We start from the raw sequence: 20,644 nt of genomic DNA on the forward strand, positions 1-20,644 counted from the left end.
CCATGACCGATCGGTCATATTTATCAAGGTTGTTACAAGTCTTTCAGCGGCTTATGGCGCATTGGCATATCACTAAAATAATTATCAGGTTATTCCCCAGCGTCTGTAGGCATTTTCCTGCTTTTGGCTAATTGACATCATCGTCGAGGGATAGACACAGGATTTCCAAATGTGTCAGTTTGCTTACGCTTCAAAAGCGAGTGACAGGACTCTCTCGCTACCCGAGGGAGGCTGTCGTATCAAACTGTTCTATCTGTAGACAAGGAAGTGACATGTCGAAAGTTAAAGAAAATGCTGCTCTCTCGGCCGTGCAACTGGCGGCAACCGGAAGCTCGACGTTCAACCAGATCGATACTTTTGTCCATACCTACGATCGCGGTGGCAATCTCACGATCAATGGCAAACCGTCGTATTCTGTCGATCAAGCTGCTGACTACATCCTCCGCGACGACGCTGCATGGGTGGATCGTGACGGCAACGGCACCATCAATCTCACCTATACGTTCCTGACGGCTCGACCTTCCGGGTTTGATACGTCGCTTGGGACCTTCAGTGCATTCAACGCGCAGCAGAAGGCTCAAGCTGTGTTGTCGATGCAATCCTGGGCGGATGTCGCCAAGGTTACGTTCACCCAGGCCGCTTCCGGCGGTGACGGGCACATGACCTTCGGCAACTACAGCGACGGCAGCAGCGGCGGAGCGGCTTTCGCTTACCTGCCAAGCGGCAACAGCCGGTACGATGGCCAGTCCTGGTACCTGACCAATAACTCCTACACGGTCAACCTGACGCCAGACAACGGCAATTACGGTCGCCAGACACTGACCCACGAAATCGGCCACTCCCTGGGCCTGTCTCACCCTGGCGATTACAACGCCGGCGAAGGCAACCCGACCTATAACGATGTCAGCTACGCAGAAGACACGCGTGGCTACAGCGTCATGAGTTACTGGAGTGAGTCGAACACCGATCAGAACTTCGTCAAGGGCGGCTCGCCGACCTATTCGTCGGGGCCGTTGATGGATGATATCGCAGCCATCCAGCAACTCTACGGTGCCAACATGAGCACCCGTGCCGGTGATACGGTGTACGGTTTCAACTCCACTGCCGGTCGTGATTTCTACAGCGCAACCTCCGCCTCTTCCAAGGTGGTGTTTTCGGTCTGGGATGGCGGCGGCAAGGACACGCTGGATTTCTCCGGTTTCACTCAGAACCAGAAAATCAACCTCAACGAAGCGTCGTTCTCGGACGTCGGCGGTATGGTGGGCAACGTTTCCATCGCCAAGGGCGTTCTTGTCGAAAACGCCGTGGGCGGATCGGGCAACGATCTGCTGGTCGGTAATGCTGCGGCCAACGACCTCAAGGGCGGTGCCGGCAACGACATCATCTACGGCGGTGGCGGTGCTGACTCCCTGTGGGGCGGCGCGGGCGCGGACATTTTCGTGTTCGGTGCCAGTTCCGATTCCAATCGGGCAGCGCAAGACACGATCCGTGACTTCACCCGCGGTCAGGACAAGATCGACGTGTCGGCCATCTCGTCGCTGACCTCGCTGCAGTTTGTGAACGCGTTCAGCGGTCATGCGGGCGAAGCGATCCTGAGCTACACCCAGAGCACCAATCTGGGCAGCCTCGCCATTGACTTCACCGGTCAAGGCGTCGCTGACTTCCTGGTCGGCACTGTCGGCCAGGCGGTTGCCACCGATATCGTGGTGTAAACAGTAGTACTCATGGGTGGCTCGCATGAGCCGCCCATGTTCTGGAATATGGCCATCATGATCATCCATCACCTTTTTCGAAACATTGCGGCAGCCGTTGCGCTGCTGGCAGCGATTTCTGGAGTCAGTATGGCGACGAGTTTGAAGTTACCCAGCCCCGCTGAACTCAGCGGCAAGTGGCGACTGTTCGCTCAGGCCCGGCCGAGCGAGGTGTGTGAGTTGCAACTCAATACCGACGCGCCGCAATTGGGCGGAGACCCGGCCTGCGCCTCGCGCTGGCTGAGCGATACGCCAACGGGATGGTTTCCCACGCCTGACGGGCTGGCGTTTACCGACAAGGAAGGCTCCGGTCTGATCCATTTCAACCACATGGGCAATCAGCTGTATCAGGCCCGGTTGCCTGGAGGCGACCTGCTCACACTGGCGCGCCTGGTCGAGTAGGGCTGTGCCGTACGGATTCGTAAACCGATAACTTTTACCGATGTCACCCGGCTGCGAACGCGGCCTTCAAGGAAGAATCATGAGTGCGTTGCCGTTGGGTGCCCACCCTCCGCTTTATAAAGCCCTGGGGCACTACAAACGCGCGCTGATCGGCGTCGGTTGTTTTACCGCGCTGATCAACGTGTTGATGCTGGCTCCATCCATTTACATGTTGCAGGTCTACGACCGCGTCCTGACCTCCCAGAATCAGACCACGCTGGTCATGTTGACCTTGATGGTGGTCGGCTTCTTTGCCTTCATCGGCCTGCTGGAAATGATCCGCAGCTTTGTGGTGATCCGCATCGGCAGTGAGCTGGAGCGTCGCTTCAACCTGCGCGTCTATCAGGCGGCCTTCGAAAGCAATCTGCATGCGGGGCAACGTCAGGCAGGCCAGGCTCTGGGTGATCTGACATTCATTCGCCAGTTTCTGACCGGTCCGGCTTTGTTCGCGTTTTTCGATGCGCCCTGGTTTCCCATCTATCTGGCGGTGATTTTTCTCTTCGATCCCTGGCTGGGGCTGCTGGCCACCGTAGGCGCCGCGTTGCTGGTGGCGCTGGCCTGTCTGAACGAATGGTTGACCCGCAAGCCTCTCGGCGAAGCCAGCGGTTTTTCGCAGCAGTCCTCGCAACTGGCGACCCGTCATCTGCAGCAGGCCGAGGCGATCCAGGCCATGGGCATGCTCGATGCCTTGCGCCGACGCTGGTTCGATGTCCACGGGCGTTTTCTGGCTCGTCAGAATGACGCCAGTGATACCGGGGCGGTGATCAGTTCGATCAGCAAGGCGTTGCGTCTGTGTCTGCAGTCGCTGGTACTGGGCCTCGGTGCGTTTCTGGTCATTCGTGGCCAGATGACCCCCGGCATGATGATCGCAGGTTCGATCCTCATGGGGCGGGTATTGAGTCCGATCGATCAACTGATTGCCGTCTGGAAACAATGGAGTTCGGCGCGTCTGGCGTATGGACGGCTGGATCAGTTGCTCAAGACCTATGCCGAACCCGCACAACGCATGGCGTTGCCGGTGCCACGCGGTCAACTGGGGCTCGAACAGGTCAGCGCCGCGCCGCCGGGTGTGACCGTGCCGACCTTGCATCAGGTCAATTTTCAGCTGAAAGCTGGCGAAGTGCTCGGCGTGCTGGGGGCGTCCGGTTCCGGGAAATCGACCCTGGCGCGTGTGTTGATCGGCATCTGGCCTGTGCTCGGTGGCACGGTGCGACTCGACGGTGCCGACATGCACCGTCTGGATCGCGAAGCGCTCGGGCCTTACATCGGTTATCTGCCGCAAGACATCGAACTGTTCAGCGGCACCGTGGCGCAGAACATCGCGCGCTTCCGTGAGGGTGACGCCAGTGAGGTGGTGGCTGCGGCGCAACTGGCGGGTGTGCACGAGCTGATTCTGCGTCTGCCGCAGGGCTACGACACGCGCCTGGGCGACGACGGCGGCGGCTTGTCCGGCGGGCAGAAGCAACGGGTGGCACTGGCCCGCGCGCTTTATGGCGAACCGAAGCTGGTGGTGCTCGACGAACCCAACTCCAACCTGGATACCGCAGGCGAGGCCGCACTGACCCGAGCAATCGGTGAACTCAAGACTCGTGGCTGCACGGTGGTGCTGGTCACCCATCGAACCGCGTCCTTGTCGCAAACCGACCAATTGCTGGTGCTCAACGAAGGACGTATGCAAGCGTTCGGGCCTACCGCACAGGTTCTTCAGGCCCTGTCCGGGCAGGCTCCTCAGCCGCAACCTTCCGTGCAACCGCAACCACCGTCATCACCGCGTCCGGCCGTCGGGCTTTCCATGAGCCGCCAGTACGGCACACAGAACAGGCAGTCCGAAGCATGAGCAGCCCACTCCTCAACGATTACGCCGTTCCGGGCAAGGAACGCAGCGTGCAGTTCTTTACCCGTGCCGGTTGGCTGCTGACGCTCGTCGGTGCCGGCAGTTTCTTTTTATGGGCAAGTCTTGCGCCACTGGATCAAGGCATCGCAGTGCAGGGCACGGTGGTGGTATCGGGCAAGCGCAAGGCGGTGCAGTCGCTGGACAGCGGCGTAGTGAGCCGGATTCTGGTCACTGAAGGACAGGCTGTAAAAGAAGGCGAGCCGCTGTTTCGTCTGGATCAGACTCAGGTCGAAGCAGATGTGCAGTCGCTGCGCGCCCAGTACCGCATGGCCTGGGCAAGTCTGGCGCGCTGGCAGAGTGAACGCGATAACCTGAGCGAGGTGAACTTTCCTGCGGAGCTGATCGCTGCCGGGCATGGACAGGATCCTGATCCGCGGCTGGCAATGGTGCTCGAAGGGCAGCGCCAGTTGTTCAGCAGCCGCAGGCAGGCCCTTGCGCGTGAACAGGCCGGGCTGCAAGCCAGCATCGAAGGTGCAGGCGCGCAACTGGCCGGCATGCGTCGGGCGCGCTCTGATCTGTTGGCACAGGCCGATTCGTTGCGCCAGCAGTTGAGCAACCTGCAACCGCTGGCGCAAAACGGCTTCATTCCGCGCAACCGCTTGTTGGAATACGAGCGCCAGTTGTCCCAGGTCCAGCAGGAAATGGCGCAGAACACCGGGGAAACCGGGCGGATCGAGCAGGGCATCGTCGAGTCACGGCTGCGCCTGCAGCAACAGCGTGAGGAATACCAGAAAGAGGTGCGCACGCAGTGGGCCGACGCGCAGGTCAAAACCCTGACCCTTGAGCAACAACTGGCCTCGGCAGGTTTCAGTCTGCAGCACAGCGAGATTCTAGCGCCTGCTGACGGCATTGCCGTGAACCTTGGCGTGCACACGGAAGGCGCCGTGGTGCGCGCCGGTCAGACGCTGCTGGAAATTGTTCCGCAAGGCACCCGGCTCGAAGTCGAAGGCCGCTTGCCGGTCAACCTGATCGACAAGGTCGGCAGTCATCTGCCCGTAGACATTCTGTTCACAGCCTTCAACCAGAACAGCACGCCCCGGGTAACGGGCGAGGTGAGTCTCATATCGGCCGACCAACTGGAAGACGAGAAAACCGGTCAGCCTTATTACGTCCTGCGCACCTCTGTAAGTGATGCGGTGATGGAGAAGCTCAACGGTCTGGTGATCAAGCCCGGTATGCCCGCAGAAATGTTCGTGCGCACCGGCGAGCGTTCGCTGCTCAATTATCTGTTCAAACCTTTGCTGGATCGTGCCGGCTCCGCGTTGACCGAGGAATAGGATGATCCTTTTGACCCGTAAGGCTGCCGCGCTGGCAGCCCTGTTGCTCTGCGTCTCTCCCGCAAGCCATGCCCTGGGGCCGTTTCAGATCTACGAGCAGGCGCTGCGCAATGATCCGGTTTTTCTGGGTGCGCTGAAGGAGCGTGATGCGGGGCTGGAAAATCGCGCCATTGGCCGCGCAGGCCTGCTGCCCAGAGTGTCGTACAACTATAACAAGGGGCGTAACGACTCCAAAGCGACCTTGAAGGGCGGGCGTGAAGACACCACCGATCATCGTCATTACAACAGTTTCGGTTCCAGCCTCACGATCCAGCAGCCCTTGCTCGATTACGAGGCCTACGCTAATTACCGCAAAGGCGTCGCTCAGGCGTTGTTTGCCGACGAGACCTTTCGCGGCAAAAGTCAGGAACTGCTGGTTCGGGTTCTGACGGCCTACACCCAGGCATTGTTCGCTCAGGACCAGATCAATATCGCCCAGGCCAAGCAACAGGCTTTCGAGCGCCAGTTCGAACAGAACCGACAGATGTTTCAGCAAGGCGAAGGTACTCGTACCGACATTCTCGAAGCCGAATCGCGCAACGAACTTGCGATTGCCGAACAGATCGAGGCCCGCGATGAGCAGGATGCCGCCTTGCGTGAACTGGGCGCGCTACTGGGTGAACAGGCGATCTCCATTGAGCAGTTGGATCCGCTCAGGGACAGTTTTCAGGCCATGGTGCTGGAACCGTCGAGCTACAGCGAGTGGCATGCGCTTGCGATGGCGAACAGTCCGATTCTTGCCTCCCAACGTCAGGCGCTGGAAGTGGCTCGTTACGAAGTAGAGCGTAACCGCGCCGGGCATCTGCCACGGGTCAATGCCTACGCGAGCATTCGCCAGAACGAGTCCGACAGCGGCAATACCTATAACCAGCGGTACGACACCAACACGGTGGGCATTGAGGTCAGCCTGCCGCTGTACGCAGGCGGCGGAACCAGCGCTTCGGTGCGTCAGGCCAACAGCGTGAGGGCGCAGGCGGAGTACGAGCTGGAAGGCAAGACCCGGGAAACCCTGATCGAACTGCGTCGGCAATTCAATGCGTCTACTTCCGGGGTGAATAAACTGCGCGCCTATCAAAAGGCGCTGGTGTCGGCGCAGGCGCTGGTCGAGTCGACGCGTCAGAGCATTCTGGGTGGCGAGCGCATCAATCTCGATGCGCTAAACGCTGAACAACAGCTCTACAGCACGCGCCGCGACCTGGCGCGCGCTCGTTACGACTACCTGATGGCCTGGATCAAGTTGCACTATCACGCAGGCACCTTGCGCGATACCGATCTGGCGCGCATCGATGAGGCATTCGTGCAGCCGCGTTGAGCAAGCGTCAGGCGGTTTTGCCGAAACGCTTGAGCGAGAATGCCGACAGGTCCACATCGCTGGAGCCGCGCAGACAACGCTGCGCCAGCGCCAGCCCCAGACCAGCGGAATGCTTGAAGCCGTGCCCTGAACAGGCCGAGACAACGGTCACGTTCTTCAGGTGCGGGTGGTCGTCAATGATGAAATGGTAGTCCGGCGTCACGGTGTAGGCGCACACCGATGACTTCACCACGTCTGCCTTTATGCCTGCAATTTTGCCGCTGACCTGCGTCTGGAACATCGTCTGTTCGTCCTCGGCACTGACGCTGCGGTCCAGCTCGCAGGCCTGTGACGCATGCAGATACTGCTCAGTGGCAATCTTCATGCTGCCTTCGCCGGGTAATGGCGGGAAGCCGTAATTGATATCCACCTCGCCAGGGCCGTGAGTCAGGATGAAGCTGGGCGATACCGGGGCGAATGCGGCAGTGTCTTCGAGTGCGAACCAGAACAGCTGCTGCCGACAGACGCGCAGCAGATCGGTAAAGGGCTCGCCCAGCAGGTGCGACGACCACATCCCGGCACTGACCACCACCTTGTTCGCGATAATCGATCCCTGGTCGGTGGTGACGCGCACCTGATCACCATGAGCCTGCAGGCGGGTCACCGTTTCGTTCAGGCGAATACGCGCGCCCAGTTTTCCGGCCAGTTGCAGCTGTACAGCGATGCAGCGCTCGGGCCTTACGAAACCTCCGTCAGGTTCGAAGTAGCCGATGGCGGTGTCCAGGACCGGGCTGAACTGCGGAAATCGTTCGCGAATGTCTTCGGCTGAAAGCACTTCATGCCTTACGCCGTACTCGCGGGCGAGGGCGATTGTCTTGTGGGTGAAGTCTTCCGGGTCTTGCGGGTCATAGGCAGGGCTGGATGTCATTACCAACACGCCGCACTGCTCGAACAGGGGCTCGCCGGTCATTGCTTCAAGCTCGCGCCAGATGCGGTGCGAATTGCGCACCAGCGGCAGGTATTGCGGCCCTTCGCCTACCGACAGCCGGGTGATGCGCGTATCGCCATGGCTGGAACCCTGCGTGTGGGGCGGTGCGTACTGGTCGATCCCAAGCACATCCGCGCCTTCTCTGGCCAACTGATAAAGCGTGGCGGCACCCATCGCGCCCAGGCCCAGAACGGCCACGTCACATTGTTGCTCCATTTGCAGACTGCCTCGGGTAAAGGATCCATTTCAGAGGCAAGCGCGCCAGGAAGCAAGACCTGATTCGTTTAAAGACAGGCGAGGTCAGGCCATGCATATTTTGGGTCAGGTTTGCACGGGATATATGTAAGATTTTTGGCTTGCGCTTATTAACTGTTTTGAGGTTCGAAAATAGCCAGAAGTTGTCCACGGAAATCGTGGGTATGTCTGTGGGTAACTTTTTGAAACCCTTATACGACGTGGTCTGCGGCCGTGTGGTTATTTTATGAACAGCGCCTGTTCCGGTTTCGGATGACGCTGCTTTAGCCCCCTGAAAACGCCGCCTGAACAGCAGGTCAGCGCACAAATCGGAAATTTTTTTCAGTGTCGTAGGCGATTTTTTAGCGGCGGCTCGATGGCCTGATTCTGACCACAAAAAAAAGCGGCGCGCTCTTTGAAAGGGCGCGCCGCTTTTTGTTTCAGTGAACTGTCAGCGATCAGGCGATCGGCTGATCACTCCACTCGCCGTTGACCAGGCGACGCAGACCCAGCGGGTTGGCGTTCTGCAGGGCAGGCGGCAACAGGTTGTCAGCCAGGTTCTGGTAGCAGACCGGACGCAGGAAACGGTCGATGGCCAAGGTGCCCACCGACGTACCGCGTGCATCCGAAGTGGCCGGGTATGGGCCGCCATGAACCATGGCTTCGCACACTTCAACGCCGGTCGGGTAGCCGTTGTACAGAATACGGCCGACTTTCTCTTCCAGCAGTGGTTGCAGCCAGCTGTATTGGCTCAGGTCGGCAGGTTCGCCGATCAGGGTGGCCGTCAGTTGACCGCGCAGGGCCTGCAACGCGTCTTTCAACTGCGCATCGTCAGCGACTTCGATGACCAGTGTGGTCGGACCGAAGACTTCTTCCTGCAACAGTTGATCGCCATTGAGCAGCAGACTGACGTCAGCCTTGAACAGCTGTGCCTGAGCCTGTTTGCCTTCCTGCGGCTTGCCAGCCAGGTGGGCGACGCCCGGGTGCGACAGCAGGTGCTCGACGCCCTTGCTGTAGCTGCGCAGACCGCCCGCGTTGAGCATGGTCTGAGGTGCCTGGCTGCCCATCTGCTCGGTCAGTTGCTCGAGGAACGAAGAGAAGGCCGGGGAGCGCAGACCAATGACCACGCCAGGGTTGGTGCAGAACTGGCCGGCACCCATCACAACGGACGCCGCGAGTTCCTTGGCCACGGTTTCGCCACGCGCAGTCAGAGCGCCCGGCAGCAGGATGACCGGGTTGATGCTCGACATTTCGGCGAAGACCGGGATCGGTTGTGGACGCTCGGCAGCCATTTTGCACAGGGCGTTGCCGCCGTTCAGCGAGCCGGTGAAGCCGACAGCCTGGATGGCCGGGTGCTTGACCAGGCCTTCGCCCACGCCGTTGCCGAAGATCATGTTGAACACGCCTTTCGGCATGCCGGTGGCTTCGGCAGCGCGAATGATTGCGCTGGCAACCAGATCGGCTGTGGCCATGTGACCGCTGTGGGCCTTGAACACCACCGGGCAACCGGCGGCCAGTGCGGCAGCGGTGTCGCCACCAGCGGTGGAGAAGGCCAGCGGGAAGTTGCTGGCACCGAATACGGCAACCGGGCCGACGCCGATGCGGTACTGGCGCAGGTCAACGCGCGGCAGCGGCTTGCGGTCCGGCAGGGCCTGGTCAATGCGCGCACCGACGAAGTCACCACGGCGCAGGACTTTGGCGAACAGACGCATCTGGCCGCTGGTACGGCCGCGTTCACCCTGGATGCGCATTTGCGGCAGGGCGGTTTCCTGGCAGACGATGGCGACGAAATCGTCACCCAGCTTGTCCAGCTCGTCGGCAATCGCGTCGAGGAACTCGGCGCGGCGGGCCGGGCTAAGCTGACGGTATTCGGGGAAGGCGTTTTTGGCAGCCAGGGCCGCAGCGTCGATTTCGCTGTCGGTGGCTTGATGAAAGCTGTAGGGCAGTTCTTCGCCCGTGGTGGCATCCAGACTTTTTTGCAGGCTTTGGCCCAGAGCGCTGCGGCCGCCAGCGATGAAGTTCTGGCCGAGAATGTTAGGCATCGGTATCTCCTGTTGTTTTGAAGGTGGAGGCGGGCGCCGTTTGCAGGGCCTTGCGCTCCTTATGGGTTGCCGAGTTGCTTTACGGTGTTCGGGGTTGGCTGGCGTTCGTCGAGCAGGCCAGCCGTCCAGTCTCTGGAAAGTCGGCAGTCATCGTACAACTTGAATCACTGCCGATGCAACTGCCGGGCAGCGTTTGTGACGGTACGACAACTGTCCGCAGGACTGCGAATGTATATAGAGAAGGAGCATCCTGTTCCCGTCATCATGAGCCGAGTTTATGACCCTTTCAGGGCATGCAATGCTTCAAGCACCTGACGAAGTGCCTTGCTGAGCGGCTTGTCCTGACGCAGCACGATGCCCAGAGTACGGCTCAATCCCGGCGTCAGCGCGTGCACCTGCAGACCGCGCCGATGGTGCACCGCAGCCACCGACATACGTGGCACGATGCTGTAGCCCAGCCCGGCCGCGACCATTTCCTTGATCGCTTCGATGCTGCCCAGCTCCATCACCGGCTTGACGCGAATCCCGGCCTGCAAGTACCAGTCACTGATCAGCAGGCGCGTGCTGCTTCCGGCTTCGAACACCACCAGTGGCAGTTCACTGAGATGCTCGGGCGTCATCGCGCCGGGCAGGGGCTGATAGCTGCTGGCGAAAATGGCCACGAATTCGTCATCGAGCAGCGGGGTGACATCAAGGCTGCGGCCCGAAGCGGGCAGCGTGACGAGCGCCAGGTCCAGGCGGTTTTCTTCCACGGCCTTGAGAATGCCGTCGGTATTGCCGGTGCTGACCCGAACATCCAGTTGTGCGAAGCGCCGACGCAAGGTCTGCAACAACGGCGGCAGCAAATGAATGCAGGCCGTGGCGCCAGTGCCGATGGCGACTTGTCCGGCAATGCCGTCGGCGTGGCTGGACAGGTCAAGCAGCGCGTCTTCGACCACGGCATCAATGCGCGAAATGTGCTGCAACAGGGTCTCGCCCGCCGAGGTGGGTTTCAAACGTTTGCCCACCCGCTCGATCAGGCGCAGGTTCAACTGATCTTCCAACTGCCGCACTTGCAGGCTCACTGCAGGCTGCGTCAGGTGAAGCCGCTCGGCGGCGGCGGAAAAGCTGCCATGAGCGATGACCAGTGAGAAGGTGTGCAGATGATTGAGGTTGAGGCGGCGCATGGCAAAGTATTTCTTATGCTGTGGATGATTAATCATAGCTTTTTTAATGATTAAGACGAACGCATCATTACAGCCACCTCCAGACACCCGCCAAGAGCATGCCATGAGCCTGATATTTACATTGCGCGACGCCCGCGAAGACGACATGCCCGTCATTCAGGCAATTTATGCCGACCACGTATTGCATGGCATCTCCAGCTTCGAACTGGAACCACCCAGCGTTGAGGAGCTGATACGTCGCCGCGCGCTGGTCCTTGAGAACGGCCTGCCGTATCGAGTGGCCGAGCATGCCGGGGAAGTGGTCGGTTATGGCTATGCCACGCCTTACCGGCCTCGTCCTGCGTATCGCTTTACTGCGGAAGACTCTGTTTATGTCCGCGATGGAATGGGCGGCATGGGCATCGGCCGGGCGCTGCTGGGTGATCTGATCTGGCACTGCGAACAGGGTGGCTGGCGGCAGATGGTGGCGGTGATCGGCAACAGCGAAAACGCCGCATCCATCGGCTTGCACGAAAGCTTCGGATTCCGCCGCGTCGGCGTGTTCGAGTCGGTGGGGTTCAAGCACGGGCGCTGGGTGGACACCGTACTGATGCAGTGTGCGCTGGGCGATGGCGCTTCGACGCTCCCCGTTGATCGCACGGTCTGACTGACATGCACAGTCCCGACCTGTCCCGGTTCGCCGTTTTCAGGCTGGGACTGGCGCAATTGATCATCTGGGGCACCACGTTTTATCTGCCGGGTGCGTTCGGTAATGCCATTGCTGCAGATCTGGGCTGGAGCGGACAGCGGGTGTTTTCCGGCCTGTCGGTGGCGTTGCTGGTCATGGGTTTTGTATCGCCCGCAGTCTCGTGGCTGATCCTGCGTCTCGGGGCTCGTCAGGTGCTGCAACTGGGCAGCGTGCTGGCAGCTTCGGGGTGCTGCGTGCTGGCCCTGTGCGAAACCGTTCCTGTCTGGTTTCTCGGCTGGGCCGTGCTGGGCGTCGGCATGCGTCTGTCGCTTTACGACGCATTGTTTGCCGCGCTGGCCGGGTTGATCGGTGCGCGGTCACGTCCGTTGGTGGTGCAGATCACCTTGCTGGGCGGTCTGTCGTCAGCCGTGTTCTGGCCGCTGGGCAATGTGTTGCTGGAGACGCTCGGCTGGCGCAGCGCGGTGGCGGTGTACGGATGTTTCGCGCTGTTGGGCGGTCTGCTGATGAGCGGACTGCCCGATGCAGCGGCTCCGGTTGCCACACCGGCCAATGACCTGTCCGATGAGGAAGCGACGGCGAGCTGGCTGCGCCAGACGGGTTACGCGCTGTGCATGATGTTGATCGGTTTCCTGTCAGCCGGGCTGTCCGCCCATTTGCCGGCCTTGCTGGCAGGTCTCGGTGTGCCGGTGGCCTGGGTGGCGTTATGGGGCATCGGCCAGACCTGCGCGCGGCTGATGAGCCGGGTCGTGGGGCAGAACCTGTCGGCCTTGCGCCTGAACGTCTGGGTCGCGGCCGGTATGGCGCTGTGTTTCGTCATGGCCTTGCACAGCCAGGGGCTGGCGGTGCTGGCCTGTCTGTTTGTCTTCGGCTATGGCGCCATGAACGGGCTGGGCACGTTGTTACGGGCCAGTCTGCCGTTCGAGCTATTTGCACATCATCACTATGCACGCTTGCAGGGACGCCTGCTGGTCCCCGGTTTTCTTCTCTCTGCGGCGGCGCCCTGGGTCTATGCCCGGGTTCAGGAGGCGACCGGTGATCGCGGCCTGTTATGGCTGTCACTCGGCATCAGCGGGGTCGCGCTGCTGACGGCGTTGATTCTGCAACGGCACTGCCGGTCCGGGCTTTCCGTGCCAGTGTGAAATACCCTTCATGGGCAATACCGTTGCCAGCTTTTGCCTGAATGGTTAGGGTACGCGGCTGTTCAAGAAGGAACCTGATATGACCCAGCATGACCCCAGGGAAACGGTTGCCACGGCACCTCGGCAACGACGTGCGCCGAAGGGAGAAAAAAGACGCGAAGAACTGCTCGATGCCGCCTTGCAGGTGTTCTCGCTGGAGGGCTACACCGGTGCGTCGGTGGCCAAGGTGGCGGCCATCGTCGGCATTTCGGTTGCCGGATTGCTGCATCACTTTCCGAGCAAGATTTCCCTGCTGATGGGCGTGCTGGAGCGGCGTGACGAGGTCAACGGGCGCATTGCCGCGCAAGTGCGTACGGACGATAGCCTGACCGGCCTGCTGGGCGGTCTGCGTGCGATCAATCAATCCAACTCGACTGCACCTGGCGTGGTGCGGGCGTTCTCGATTCTCAATGCCGAAAGTCTGCTGGACAACCAGCCCGCTTATGAGTGGTTTCAGACCCGTTACGCGCGCATACACGCGCACCTGCTGGCGCAGTTCACGGTGTTGGTGGAGCGTGGAGAGGTGAGGGCGGATGTGGATCTGGACATGCTGATCCAGCAGATCCTGTCGATGATGGACGGGTTGCAGATTCAGTGGCTGCGCTTTCCCGAGCGGGTGGATCTGGTCGAGACGTTCGATGCCTACATTGCGCAGGTCGATGCAGCAGTAAGGGCTCGTCCTTGAGCCTTGTTCTGTCCCTGATTCACTCAGTCACTGCGTAACGCTTACTCGACAGTCTGATCGAACACGCCGCCGGTTTTCACCGGTGGCTTCTCGACGTTCACCGAGTTCAGCGCCGAACGTGGCAGCGGGTTGCTGGTGGTGGTCGAGAGTTCCTGGCGGAACGAGTTGGTCAGTTTGGCATTCAGGCGAATGTCCTGCGACGAAGCACCCAGCGACAGGTTGAAGGTGTCGGCATCGACCACCCACTGGTTGGTCTTGGTGTCGAAGTAGGCCAGCGAGCGATCGTTGAGCTCGATGGTCACGCGCTTGCTTTCACCCGGCTTGAGGAACACCTTCTTGTAGCCTTTGAGTTCCTTGATCGGACGCTCGACTTTCGGGTTCTGCTGACCGACATACAGCTGCGCCACTTCCGAACCGCCCACCTTGCCGGTGTTGGTCAGGTCGAACGACACCTTGATCGGCGTGTTGCCCACCGCAACGCCAGGCGTCACGCTGATGTTGCTGTAGCCGAAGGTGGTGTACGACAGGCCATAGCCGAACGGATACAGCGGCTTGATGCCTTTCTTCTCGTAGCCGCGATAACCCAGCATCAGGTCATCCTTGTAGCTCATTTCGGCCAGCGAGTTCTGGTTGTCGAATTTCGGGAAGGTCTCGAAAATCGGGTTGTCTTCGATATTGCGTTCGATACTGATCGGCAGCTTGCCCGACGGGTTGACCTTGCCGAACAGAATTTCAGCCAGTGCCTGGCCGCCGTTCTGACCCGGGTAGAACGCGTGCAGCGCTACCGGAACCTGTTCGATCCAGTCGCTCATCTTCAGACCGGTACCGCCGAACATGGTCACCACGGTGTTCGGGTTGACCTTGGCGATGCTCTGGATCAGCTGGCTCTGGTACTCAGGCAGATCGAAGCTGTGGTCGAAACCTTCACCTTCGTATTCGCTGCTGTTACCCACTGCCACCACGACTGCGTCGTAGGCCGACAGATCCTGAGGCGCGTTCAGCGACGCCCAGCTCATCTGCACGCCCACCAGGCCGCCCATGGTCGACAGATAGCCGGCACGGCGCGAGTATTCAAGCTTCACGTCGTAGGACTGACCCGCCTGCAGGCTGATCTTGGCGAATTCCGGGATGGTTGGCGGAATGCTGTTGCCCGGCAGTGGCTTGCCGTCACCATTGTCGATGATCAGCTTGCCGTTGACCCACAGGCGCACGGCGCCGTCAGCACGGACCTTGAAGACCTGCTCGCCGCTTTCGGTCGGGGTGATCTTGCCGGTGTAGCGGATCGAGGTCGAAGAGGTATCGCCGTTGAGCGAGCCTGCGGTCGAGCCTTTGCTGGTGTACGGGTCGGAGCCGGACAGGTTGCTTTCGAAAGGCAGGTCCTTGTCGTTGGCCCAGTCCAGGTCGACATGCTGCTCGGTACGGGTCACGGCAGCATCGCCTGACCAGTTGGCGTTGCTGAAGTACTCGGCTTTCATGCCCTGGATGTCTTTGCCCGCCTGGTCAGTGCTGCTCCAGGTGGTGGTGGTCGGGTCCAGCGACAGGCCGTCGATGAATTCAACCTTGGCGTTTGGCGCCATCTGCTGCAGACCGCTCAGCTCGCTGATGTAATGGCTGGCCATGACATTGGCGCTGCCGAAACCGGTCGGTGGCGCGTACTTGGCCAGGTTGCCGACCACGGCGATGCGCTTGGCTTTCTGCTTGTCCAGCGGCAGCAGGTTGTTCTGGTTCTTAAGCAGCACGATGCCTTCACGGGCAGCGTTCAGGGCGACCTTGTTGCTGGTGGCGCTGTTCATGTTGTGCAGGGTCGACGGGGTCTTGCTGTCGAACTTGTACAGATAGATCTGCTTGAGGATGCGACGGACCTTGTCGTCGATGGTCGCAGCGCTCAGCTCACCGCTGTCCAGGTAAGGCTTGAGAACATTGCTGTTCATCTGGAAGCCCATCATGTCCAGGTCGGTGCCCGCCTGAGCGGCGTCCAGACCATGAACCACGGCGTTGTAGTCGCTCTGTACGAAGCCCTTGTAGCCCCATTCCTTCTTCAGGATCTGGCTGATCAGGTGATCGTTTTCGCAGGCGAATTCGCCGTTCACTTTCTGGAACGCGCACATCATCATCGCGACGTTGCCGTTCTTCGACGCCGATTCGAACGCAGGCAGCGACATTTCGCGCAGTACGCGCTCGCTCATGATCTGGTCGAGGTTGAAGCGGTTGCTTTCCTGGTCGTTGGCCGCGTAGTGCTTGGCGTTGGCCCAGACACCACGGGACTGGATACCGTTGATCACGCCTGGCGCCAGGCTGGCGCCGAGGAACGGATCTTCACCCGACAGGTATTCGAATGCACGGCCGCCGTAGGGCATGCGGTACAGGTTGACGCCAGGGCCGGTGACGAACTGATAGCCGCCGACGGCGGTGTCATAGCCCAGCGCACGGCCCAGGTCGATGGCGCGACGCGGGTTCCAGGTGGCTGCAAGGTTAGGGCCGGACGGATAAACCACGCCCTGCGCGTTGCCTTCGCTGGTGTAACGCACGCCAACGCCGCCGTCGGCACCGTGAATCTGCGGCACGCCATAATTGGAGAGGGGTTTCACATCCCAGCCGCCCGTACCGCCGATATAGGCCAGCTTTTCTTCCTGGGTCATCTTGTCCAGCGTCTTCTGTGCCGCTTTTTCAGCACGGGCTTCCCGTGCCTGCAGCGTCGAAGCGTCAGCAGCATGCACCTGCGACACTGCCAGTGCCAGCAAGGCCAGTGCGGAATGCGCACCCATCATCTTTCGCTTATTCATACAGCTCTCCAACGACATTTCAATTAAAAGTTTTCCCACAGGCAGCCGCACTATTCAGCGTCTGGCTGTGTTCTTTTCTTTAGGCAACAGTGACCCGTAATCGCGACTTTCGCTGTTATTACAGCGTGCGATTCGTGGACTTTTTCAATCAAGTTTCACGTTTTAGTTATTATGTTTTATATTGCTAAAAATGCCATCACTGCGCTATCATTGATGGCACTTTGAATTTGCAAAGCGTTACAATTAAGTCGAAATTCAGGCGTTAATGTCAAACAAAAGCGTATTTTTCTTGATTTTGTGGTTTTTTTCTTACACTTCAGGAACTCTTCTTAAACCTACTGGTCGATGGGTTTAAGATTTTTCAGGTGCCCTCATGTCTCCGCTATGTTTCCAGTGGTGGCGCTTTGGTGTTCTTTCCGATCTTTATCGTTACTGGCCCTTCCTGTTGGAGGGCTTATTGTTTTATCCAGTGGAGTAATTGTTATGAAGTTGTCCAACATGGCAGCAGGTGTGATTGCGGGTCTGGCATTGAGTGGTGCTGTTTTCGCAGCCGAAGCGACTGATGCCGATGCAGCGTCGGGTGCCAGTGATTCGACCGTGATGACCCAGACCACCGATGCAAAAGCGGCGCAAAAGGCGCAGCAGCAGAAGACTCAAACCACAAAAGGTGGTCGTCCACAGAACGCAACGCCTCAGAAACAGTCAAACTGACCGTTTGATGCTTCTGACCACGGCTCTCGCGGTGCCTTTTCAAGGCGGGTGAGGGTCGTGAACCTGTCCCTCCGAGCAGTAGATGTTCTTGCCCATGCAGCCAATTCCCGTCGATGCCACCCGAATACTGATCCCCGATGCAGGGCAGGTGTGTGCCTGGCTGACGGAAAATGCCGGTCTCAAGCCCCAGGACCTGGAGCGCGCCCAGCGTTTGCAGCAGGAGTCCGAAGGTACTGAGCTGCTGGGATTGCTGACACGCCTTGGACTGGTGTCCGAGTTCGAGCTTGCACGGGCCTGGGCCGCACTGTTGAACGCGCCTTTATTAATGGCCGAAGCGCTGCCGCCGATGCTGGATCCGCTGCCACCGCTGACTGAACGATTCATGCGCCAGTATCAGGTGGTGCCGGTCGGCTGGGGCGAGGACGGGGTACAGGTGCTGAGCGCCAACCCCAGCGTGCTGTATCCGTTTGAAGCAATTGCCTATGCCTGTGAAGTGCCGGTACAGGTGGCAGTCGGTCCACGCAACGAAGTGGAAACCTTGATCGAACGTTATTACGGCCAGGGCCGCTCGGCGATGGGCACGCTGATTGAGAACCTCGACGACGAAGGCGGCTCGCTGGAAGACATCGAGCACCTCAAGGACCTGGCGTCCGAAGCGCCGGTCATTCGCCTGGTCAACCTGATTCTGCAACGCGCTGTCGAGCAGCGTGCGTCTGACATTCATATCGAACCGTTCGAAAGCCAGCTCAAGGTGCGTTACCGCATCGATGGCGTGCTTCATGAGGCCGAAGCGCCGCCGTCAAGTTCTTCGGCAGCAGTGATTTCCCGGGTGAAGATCATGGCTCGGCTCGACATCGCCGAGCGCCGTCTGCCGCAGGACGGGCGGATCATGCTGCGTATTCAAGGCAAGGAACTGGACCTGCGGGTCTCGACCGTGCCGACCAGTTTTGGCGAATCCGTCGTCATGCGTCTGCTGGATCGTCAGACCATCGATTTCGATTTCCCCAGCCTGGGCTTCGACGGCGAGCGCCTCGATCACTTTCTCGATGTGCTCGAACGGCCCCACGGCATTCTGCTGGTTACCGGTCCCACCGGCTCCGGCAAGACCACCACGCTCTACACCGCGCTGTCACGGCTCAATACCTCCGAGCGCAAGATCATCACCGTTGAAGATCCGGTGGAATACCAGCTTGAAGGCATCAATCAGATTCAGGTCAAACCGGCCATCGGTCTGGACTTTGCCGGAGCGCTGCGCTCCATCGTGCGTCAGGACCCGGACGTGATCATGATCGGTGAGATGCGCGACCTTGAAACCTGCCGCATCGCCATTCAGTCGTCGCTGACCGGTCACCTGGTGCTTTCCACCCTGCACACCAACAGTGCGGCGGCGAGTATCACCCGTCTGCTGGACATGGGTGTCGAAAGCTACCTGATTGCTTCGACCGTCAACGGCATTCTGGCGCAGCGGCTGGTCCGTCGCCTTGACCCGGAAACCCGCGAAGCCTTCGAAGCACCGCCTGAGCTGATTGCCGAGCATGGCCTCGAACGGTTCACCGACGAACGCCCGATCCGCCTTTACCGGCCGCGATCCGATGCGCCGGGCGGCGGCTATCGCGGCCGTAGTGCAATCACCGAACTGCTGGTCATGAATGAAGAGTTGCGCAGCCTGCTCATGCGCCATGCCGATGCGTCCACGCTGGAAGAGGCGGCCCGTCGCGGTGGTTTGCGCACGCTGCATGAAGAAGGCCTGCGTCAGGCGGTGGCCGGGGTCACCTCGCTGGAAGAAGTGCTGCGCGTCACACGGGGTGAAGGCTCATGAGTCTGTTCAAGTACCGCGCGCTGGATGCGCAGGGCGCGCCGCAGAACGGCACCCTGGAAGCCAGGGATCAGAATGCTGCAGTCGCTGCCCTGCAAAAGCGCGGCCTGATGGTCTTGCAGGTCGACAGTGCAGGTCTCGGCGGTCTGCGTCGTGCACTGGGGAGCGGTATGCTCAACGGTGCAGCGCTGGTCAGCTTCACCCAGCAACTGGCGACCTTGCTCGGCGCAGGGCAACCGCTGGAACGCTCGCTTGGCATTTTGCTCAAACAGCCCGGCCAGCCCCAGACTCGTGCGTTGATCGAGCGCATTCGCGAACAGGTCAAGGCCGGCAAGCCGTTGTCCGTGGCGCTGGAAGAAGAGGGCAGCCAGTTCTCGCCGCTTTATATAAGCATGGTTCGCGCAGGCGAGGCCGGTGGCGCGCTGGAAAGCACCCTGCGTCAGTTGAGCGATTATCTGGAGCGCAGTCAGTTGCTGCGCGGCGAAGTGATCAACGCACTGATCTACCCGGCGTTTCTGGTGGTCGGCGTGCTCGGTTCGCTGGCCTTGCTGCTGGCGTACGTGGTGCCGCAGTTCGTGCCTATTTTCAAGGATCTCGGGGTGCCCATCCCGTTGATCACCGAAGTGATCCTGAACCTCGGACAATTTCTCGGCAGTTACGGGCTGGCGGTGTTCGCCGGTCTGATCGTGTTGATCTGGGGGCTGGTGATTAGCATGCGTGATCCGCAGCGCCGCGAGCGTCATGATCGCCGGGTGCTGGGCATCCGGGTCATCGGCCCGCTGCTGCAACGTATCGAGGCTGCACGACTGACCCGTACCCTGGGCACGTTGTTGAGCAACGGCGTCGCTCTGTTGCAGGCGCTGGTGATTGCCCGTCAGGTCTGCACCAACCGCGCACTGCAGGCGCAGGTGGAGCAGGCCGCCGAGTCGGTAAAAGGAGGCGGCACGCTGGCTGCTGCCTTTGGTGCGCAACCGTTGCTGCCTGATCTGGCCCTGCAAATGATCGAAGTCGGCGAACAGGCCGGCGAACTGGACAGCATGCTGCTCAAAGTGGCCGATGTGTTCGACGTCGAAGCCAAGCGCGGGATCGACCGCATGCTCGCCGCACTGGTCCCGGCGCTCACGGTTGTCATGGCAGGCATGGTAGCTGTGATCATGCTGGCAATCATGCTGCCGCTGATGAGCCTGACCAGCAATATCTGAATTCATGAACGAGGAAACCATCCCGATGAACCTTAGCCGTACACGCTTTACCCCTGCACGCCGACAAAGCGGCTTCACCTTGCTGGAAATGCTCGCGGTCATCGTGCTGCTGGGCATCGTGGCGACCATCGTTGTGCGCCAGGTAGGCGGCAACGTCGACAAGGGCAAATACGGCGCAGGCAAGGCGCAGCTGGCGAGCCTGGGCATGAAGATCGAAAGCTATGCGCTGGACGTCGGTTCTCCGCCCAAGACCTTGCAGCAGTTGACCGACAAGCCGGGCAATGCCGCAGGCTGGAATGGTCCGTACGCCAAGCCTTCGGACCTGAAAGACCCGTTCGGTCACGCATTCGGCTATCGCTTCCCCGGTCAGCATGGCAGCTTTGACCTGATCTTCTACGGACAGGACGGCCAGCCCGGCGGCGAAGGTTACAGCGCCGACCTGGGCAACTGGGAGTAAA

At 60.2% G+C, this 20,644-nt stretch carries 16 protein-coding genes; 12 read left to right on the forward strand and 4 right to left on the reverse strand.

Going from position 1 to position 20,644, the window contains the following annotated elements; genetic code table 11:
• Positions 1-272: 272 nt before the first annotated feature.
• From AC0IXS_RS25525 to AC0IXS_RS25545, 5 genes are all read left to right on the forward strand, one after another.
• Positions 273-1,712 (forward strand): serralysin family metalloprotease, encoded by a 1,440-nt coding sequence (locus AC0IXS_RS25525; protein ID WP_449121378.1) that lies wholly within the window; start codon positions 273-275, stop codon positions 1,710-1,712.
• Between the two features lie 57 nt (positions 1,713-1,769).
• Complete coding sequence (locus tag AC0IXS_RS25530) at positions 1,770-2,153, forward strand: protease inhibitor Inh/omp19 family protein (RefSeq protein WP_057411228.1); 384 nt, start codon at positions 1,770-1,772, stop codon at positions 2,151-2,153.
• A gap of 79 nt (positions 2,154-2,232) precedes the next feature.
• Positions 2,233-4,029, forward strand: a complete 1,797-nt coding sequence (locus tag AC0IXS_RS25535) for a type I secretion system permease/ATPase (RefSeq protein ID WP_471826011.1) — start codon at positions 2,233-2,235, stop codon at positions 4,027-4,029.
• Positions 4,026-5,363, forward strand: a complete 1,338-nt coding sequence (locus AC0IXS_RS25540; RefSeq protein WP_471826013.1) for an HlyD family type I secretion periplasmic adaptor subunit — start codon at positions 4,026-4,028, stop codon at positions 5,361-5,363. Before AC0IXS_RS25535 ends, AC0IXS_RS25540 begins: the two co-directional genes overlap by 4 nt.
• A gap of 1 nt (position 5,364) precedes the next feature.
• The gene (locus AC0IXS_RS25545) at positions 5,365-6,714 is read left to right on the forward strand and encodes a TolC family outer membrane protein (protein ID WP_057411216.1); all 1,350 of its coding nucleotides are present in this window, start codon (positions 5,365-5,367) and stop codon (positions 6,712-6,714) included.
• Between the two features lie 7 nt (positions 6,715-6,721).
• On the opposite strand, the gene solA is transcribed toward AC0IXS_RS25545, so the two are convergent.
• From solA to AC0IXS_RS25560, 3 genes are all read right to left on the reverse strand, one after another.
• Positions 6,722-7,897 (reverse strand): N-methyl-L-tryptophan oxidase, encoded by a 1,176-nt coding sequence (gene solA, locus AC0IXS_RS25550; RefSeq protein WP_057411217.1) that lies wholly within the window; start codon positions 7,895-7,897, stop codon positions 6,722-6,724.
• Between the two features lie 476 nt (positions 7,898-8,373).
• Positions 8,374-9,957 carry an aldehyde dehydrogenase (NADP(+)) gene (locus tag AC0IXS_RS25555; protein WP_191954805.1) on the reverse strand — a complete coding sequence of 528 codons (1,584 nt, stop codon included), beginning with the start codon at positions 9,955-9,957 and terminating at the stop codon, positions 8,374-8,376.
• 275 nt (positions 9,958-10,232) lie between these two features.
• On the reverse strand, positions 10,233-11,123 hold the full coding sequence (locus AC0IXS_RS25560; RefSeq protein WP_057411229.1) for a LysR family transcriptional regulator: 891 nt from the start codon (positions 11,121-11,123) through the stop codon (positions 10,233-10,235).
• Between the two features lie 103 nt (positions 11,124-11,226).
• Here AC0IXS_RS25560 and AC0IXS_RS25565 point away from each other — a divergent pair, with 103 nt between their 5' ends.
• The 3 genes from AC0IXS_RS25565 (at position 11,227) to AC0IXS_RS25575 (ending at position 13,674) form a co-directional block, all read left to right on the forward strand.
• Positions 11,227-11,769 carry a GNAT family N-acetyltransferase gene (locus tag AC0IXS_RS25565; protein ID WP_057411219.1) on the forward strand — a complete coding sequence of 181 codons (543 nt, stop codon included), beginning with the start codon at positions 11,227-11,229 and terminating at the stop codon, positions 11,767-11,769.
• Positions 11,770-11,774: 5 nt separating this feature from the next.
• Entirely contained in the window at positions 11,775-12,950 is a 1,176-nt protein-coding gene (locus AC0IXS_RS25570) for an MFS transporter (RefSeq protein WP_057411220.1), read from the forward strand.
• A 79-nt stretch (positions 12,951-13,029) separates the two neighbouring features.
• On the forward strand, positions 13,030-13,674 hold the full coding sequence (locus tag AC0IXS_RS25575) for a TetR/AcrR family transcriptional regulator (protein WP_004885182.1): 645 nt from the start codon (positions 13,030-13,032) through the stop codon (positions 13,672-13,674).
• 41 nt (positions 13,675-13,715) lie between these two features.
• Here the strand turns inward: AC0IXS_RS25575 and AC0IXS_RS25580 are convergent, their stop codons facing one another.
• On the reverse strand, positions 13,716-16,457 hold the full coding sequence (locus AC0IXS_RS25580) for a beta-glucosidase (protein WP_025994870.1): 2,742 nt from the start codon (positions 16,455-16,457) through the stop codon (positions 13,716-13,718).
• Between the two features lie 483 nt (positions 16,458-16,940).
• On the opposite strand from AC0IXS_RS25580, the gene AC0IXS_RS25585 reads away from it, so the two are divergent.
• The 4 genes from AC0IXS_RS25585 to gspG all read left to right on the forward strand — a co-directional run bounded on the left by AC0IXS_RS25585 (position 16,941) and on the right by gspG (position 20,643).
• Positions 16,941-17,168: a hypothetical protein gene (locus AC0IXS_RS25585; RefSeq protein ID WP_057411221.1), complete on the forward strand. Its 228-nt coding sequence runs from the start codon at positions 16,941-16,943 to the stop codon at positions 17,166-17,168.
• Between the two features lie 94 nt (positions 17,169-17,262).
• Positions 17,263-18,987 carry a type II secretion system ATPase GspE gene (gene gspE / locus AC0IXS_RS25590; RefSeq protein WP_025994872.1) on the forward strand — a complete coding sequence of 575 codons (1,725 nt, stop codon included), beginning with the start codon at positions 17,263-17,265 and terminating at the stop codon, positions 18,985-18,987.
• Positions 18,984-20,186 (forward strand): type II secretion system inner membrane protein GspF, encoded by a 1,203-nt coding sequence (gene gspF / locus AC0IXS_RS25595; protein ID WP_004885186.1) that lies wholly within the window; start codon positions 18,984-18,986, stop codon positions 20,184-20,186. Before gspE ends, gspF begins: the two co-directional genes overlap by 4 nt.
• A 25-nt stretch (positions 20,187-20,211) precedes the next feature.
• A complete protein-coding gene (gspG, locus tag AC0IXS_RS25600) occupies positions 20,212-20,643 on the forward strand; it encodes a type II secretion system major pseudopilin GspG (protein ID WP_004885187.1) in 432 nt (143 codons plus the stop codon).
• Position 20,644 lies beyond the last annotated feature (1 nt).

This window comes from Pseudomonas sp. AC016, from assembly GCF_979253365.1.

Coding starts and splice junctions, on each gene's coding strand:
- AC0IXS_RS25525 (WP_449121378.1), top strand. CDS start 273: ATGTCGAAAGTTAAAGAAAATGCTGCTCTCTCGGCCGTGCAACTGGCG.
- AC0IXS_RS25530 (WP_057411228.1), top strand. CDS start 1,770: ATGATCATCCATCACCTTTTTCGAAACATTGCGGCAGCCGTTGCGCTG.
- AC0IXS_RS25535 (WP_471826011.1), top strand. CDS start 2,233: ATGAGTGCGTTGCCGTTGGGTGCCCACCCTCCGCTTTATAAAGCCCTG.
- AC0IXS_RS25540 (WP_471826013.1), top strand. CDS start 4,026: ATGAGCAGCCCACTCCTCAACGATTACGCCGTTCCGGGCAAGGAACGC.
- AC0IXS_RS25545 (WP_057411216.1), top strand. CDS start 5,365: ATGATCCTTTTGACCCGTAAGGCTGCCGCGCTGGCAGCCCTGTTGCTC.
- solA (WP_057411217.1), bottom strand. CDS start 7,897: ATGGAGCAACAATGTGACGTGGCCGTTCTGGGCCTGGGCGCGATGGGT.
- AC0IXS_RS25555 (WP_191954805.1), bottom strand. CDS start 9,957: ATGCCTAACATTCTCGGCCAGAACTTCATCGCTGGCGGCCGCAGCGCT.
- AC0IXS_RS25560 (WP_057411229.1), bottom strand. CDS start 11,123: ATGCGCCGCCTCAACCTCAATCATCTGCACACCTTCTCACTGGTCATC.
- AC0IXS_RS25565 (WP_057411219.1), top strand. CDS start 11,227: ATGAGCCTGATATTTACATTGCGCGACGCCCGCGAAGACGACATGCCC.
- AC0IXS_RS25570 (WP_057411220.1), top strand. CDS start 11,775: ATGCACAGTCCCGACCTGTCCCGGTTCGCCGTTTTCAGGCTGGGACTG.
- AC0IXS_RS25575 (WP_004885182.1), top strand. CDS start 13,030: ATGACCCAGCATGACCCCAGGGAAACGGTTGCCACGGCACCTCGGCAA.
- AC0IXS_RS25580 (WP_025994870.1), bottom strand. CDS start 16,457: ATGAATAAGCGAAAGATGATGGGTGCGCATTCCGCACTGGCCTTGCTG.
- AC0IXS_RS25585 (WP_057411221.1), top strand. CDS start 16,941: ATGAAGTTGTCCAACATGGCAGCAGGTGTGATTGCGGGTCTGGCATTG.
- gspE (WP_025994872.1), top strand. CDS start 17,263: ATGCAGCCAATTCCCGTCGATGCCACCCGAATACTGATCCCCGATGCA.
- gspF (WP_004885186.1), top strand. CDS start 18,984: ATGAGTCTGTTCAAGTACCGCGCGCTGGATGCGCAGGGCGCGCCGCAG.
- gspG (WP_004885187.1), top strand. CDS start 20,212: ATGAACCTTAGCCGTACACGCTTTACCCCTGCACGCCGACAAAGCGGC.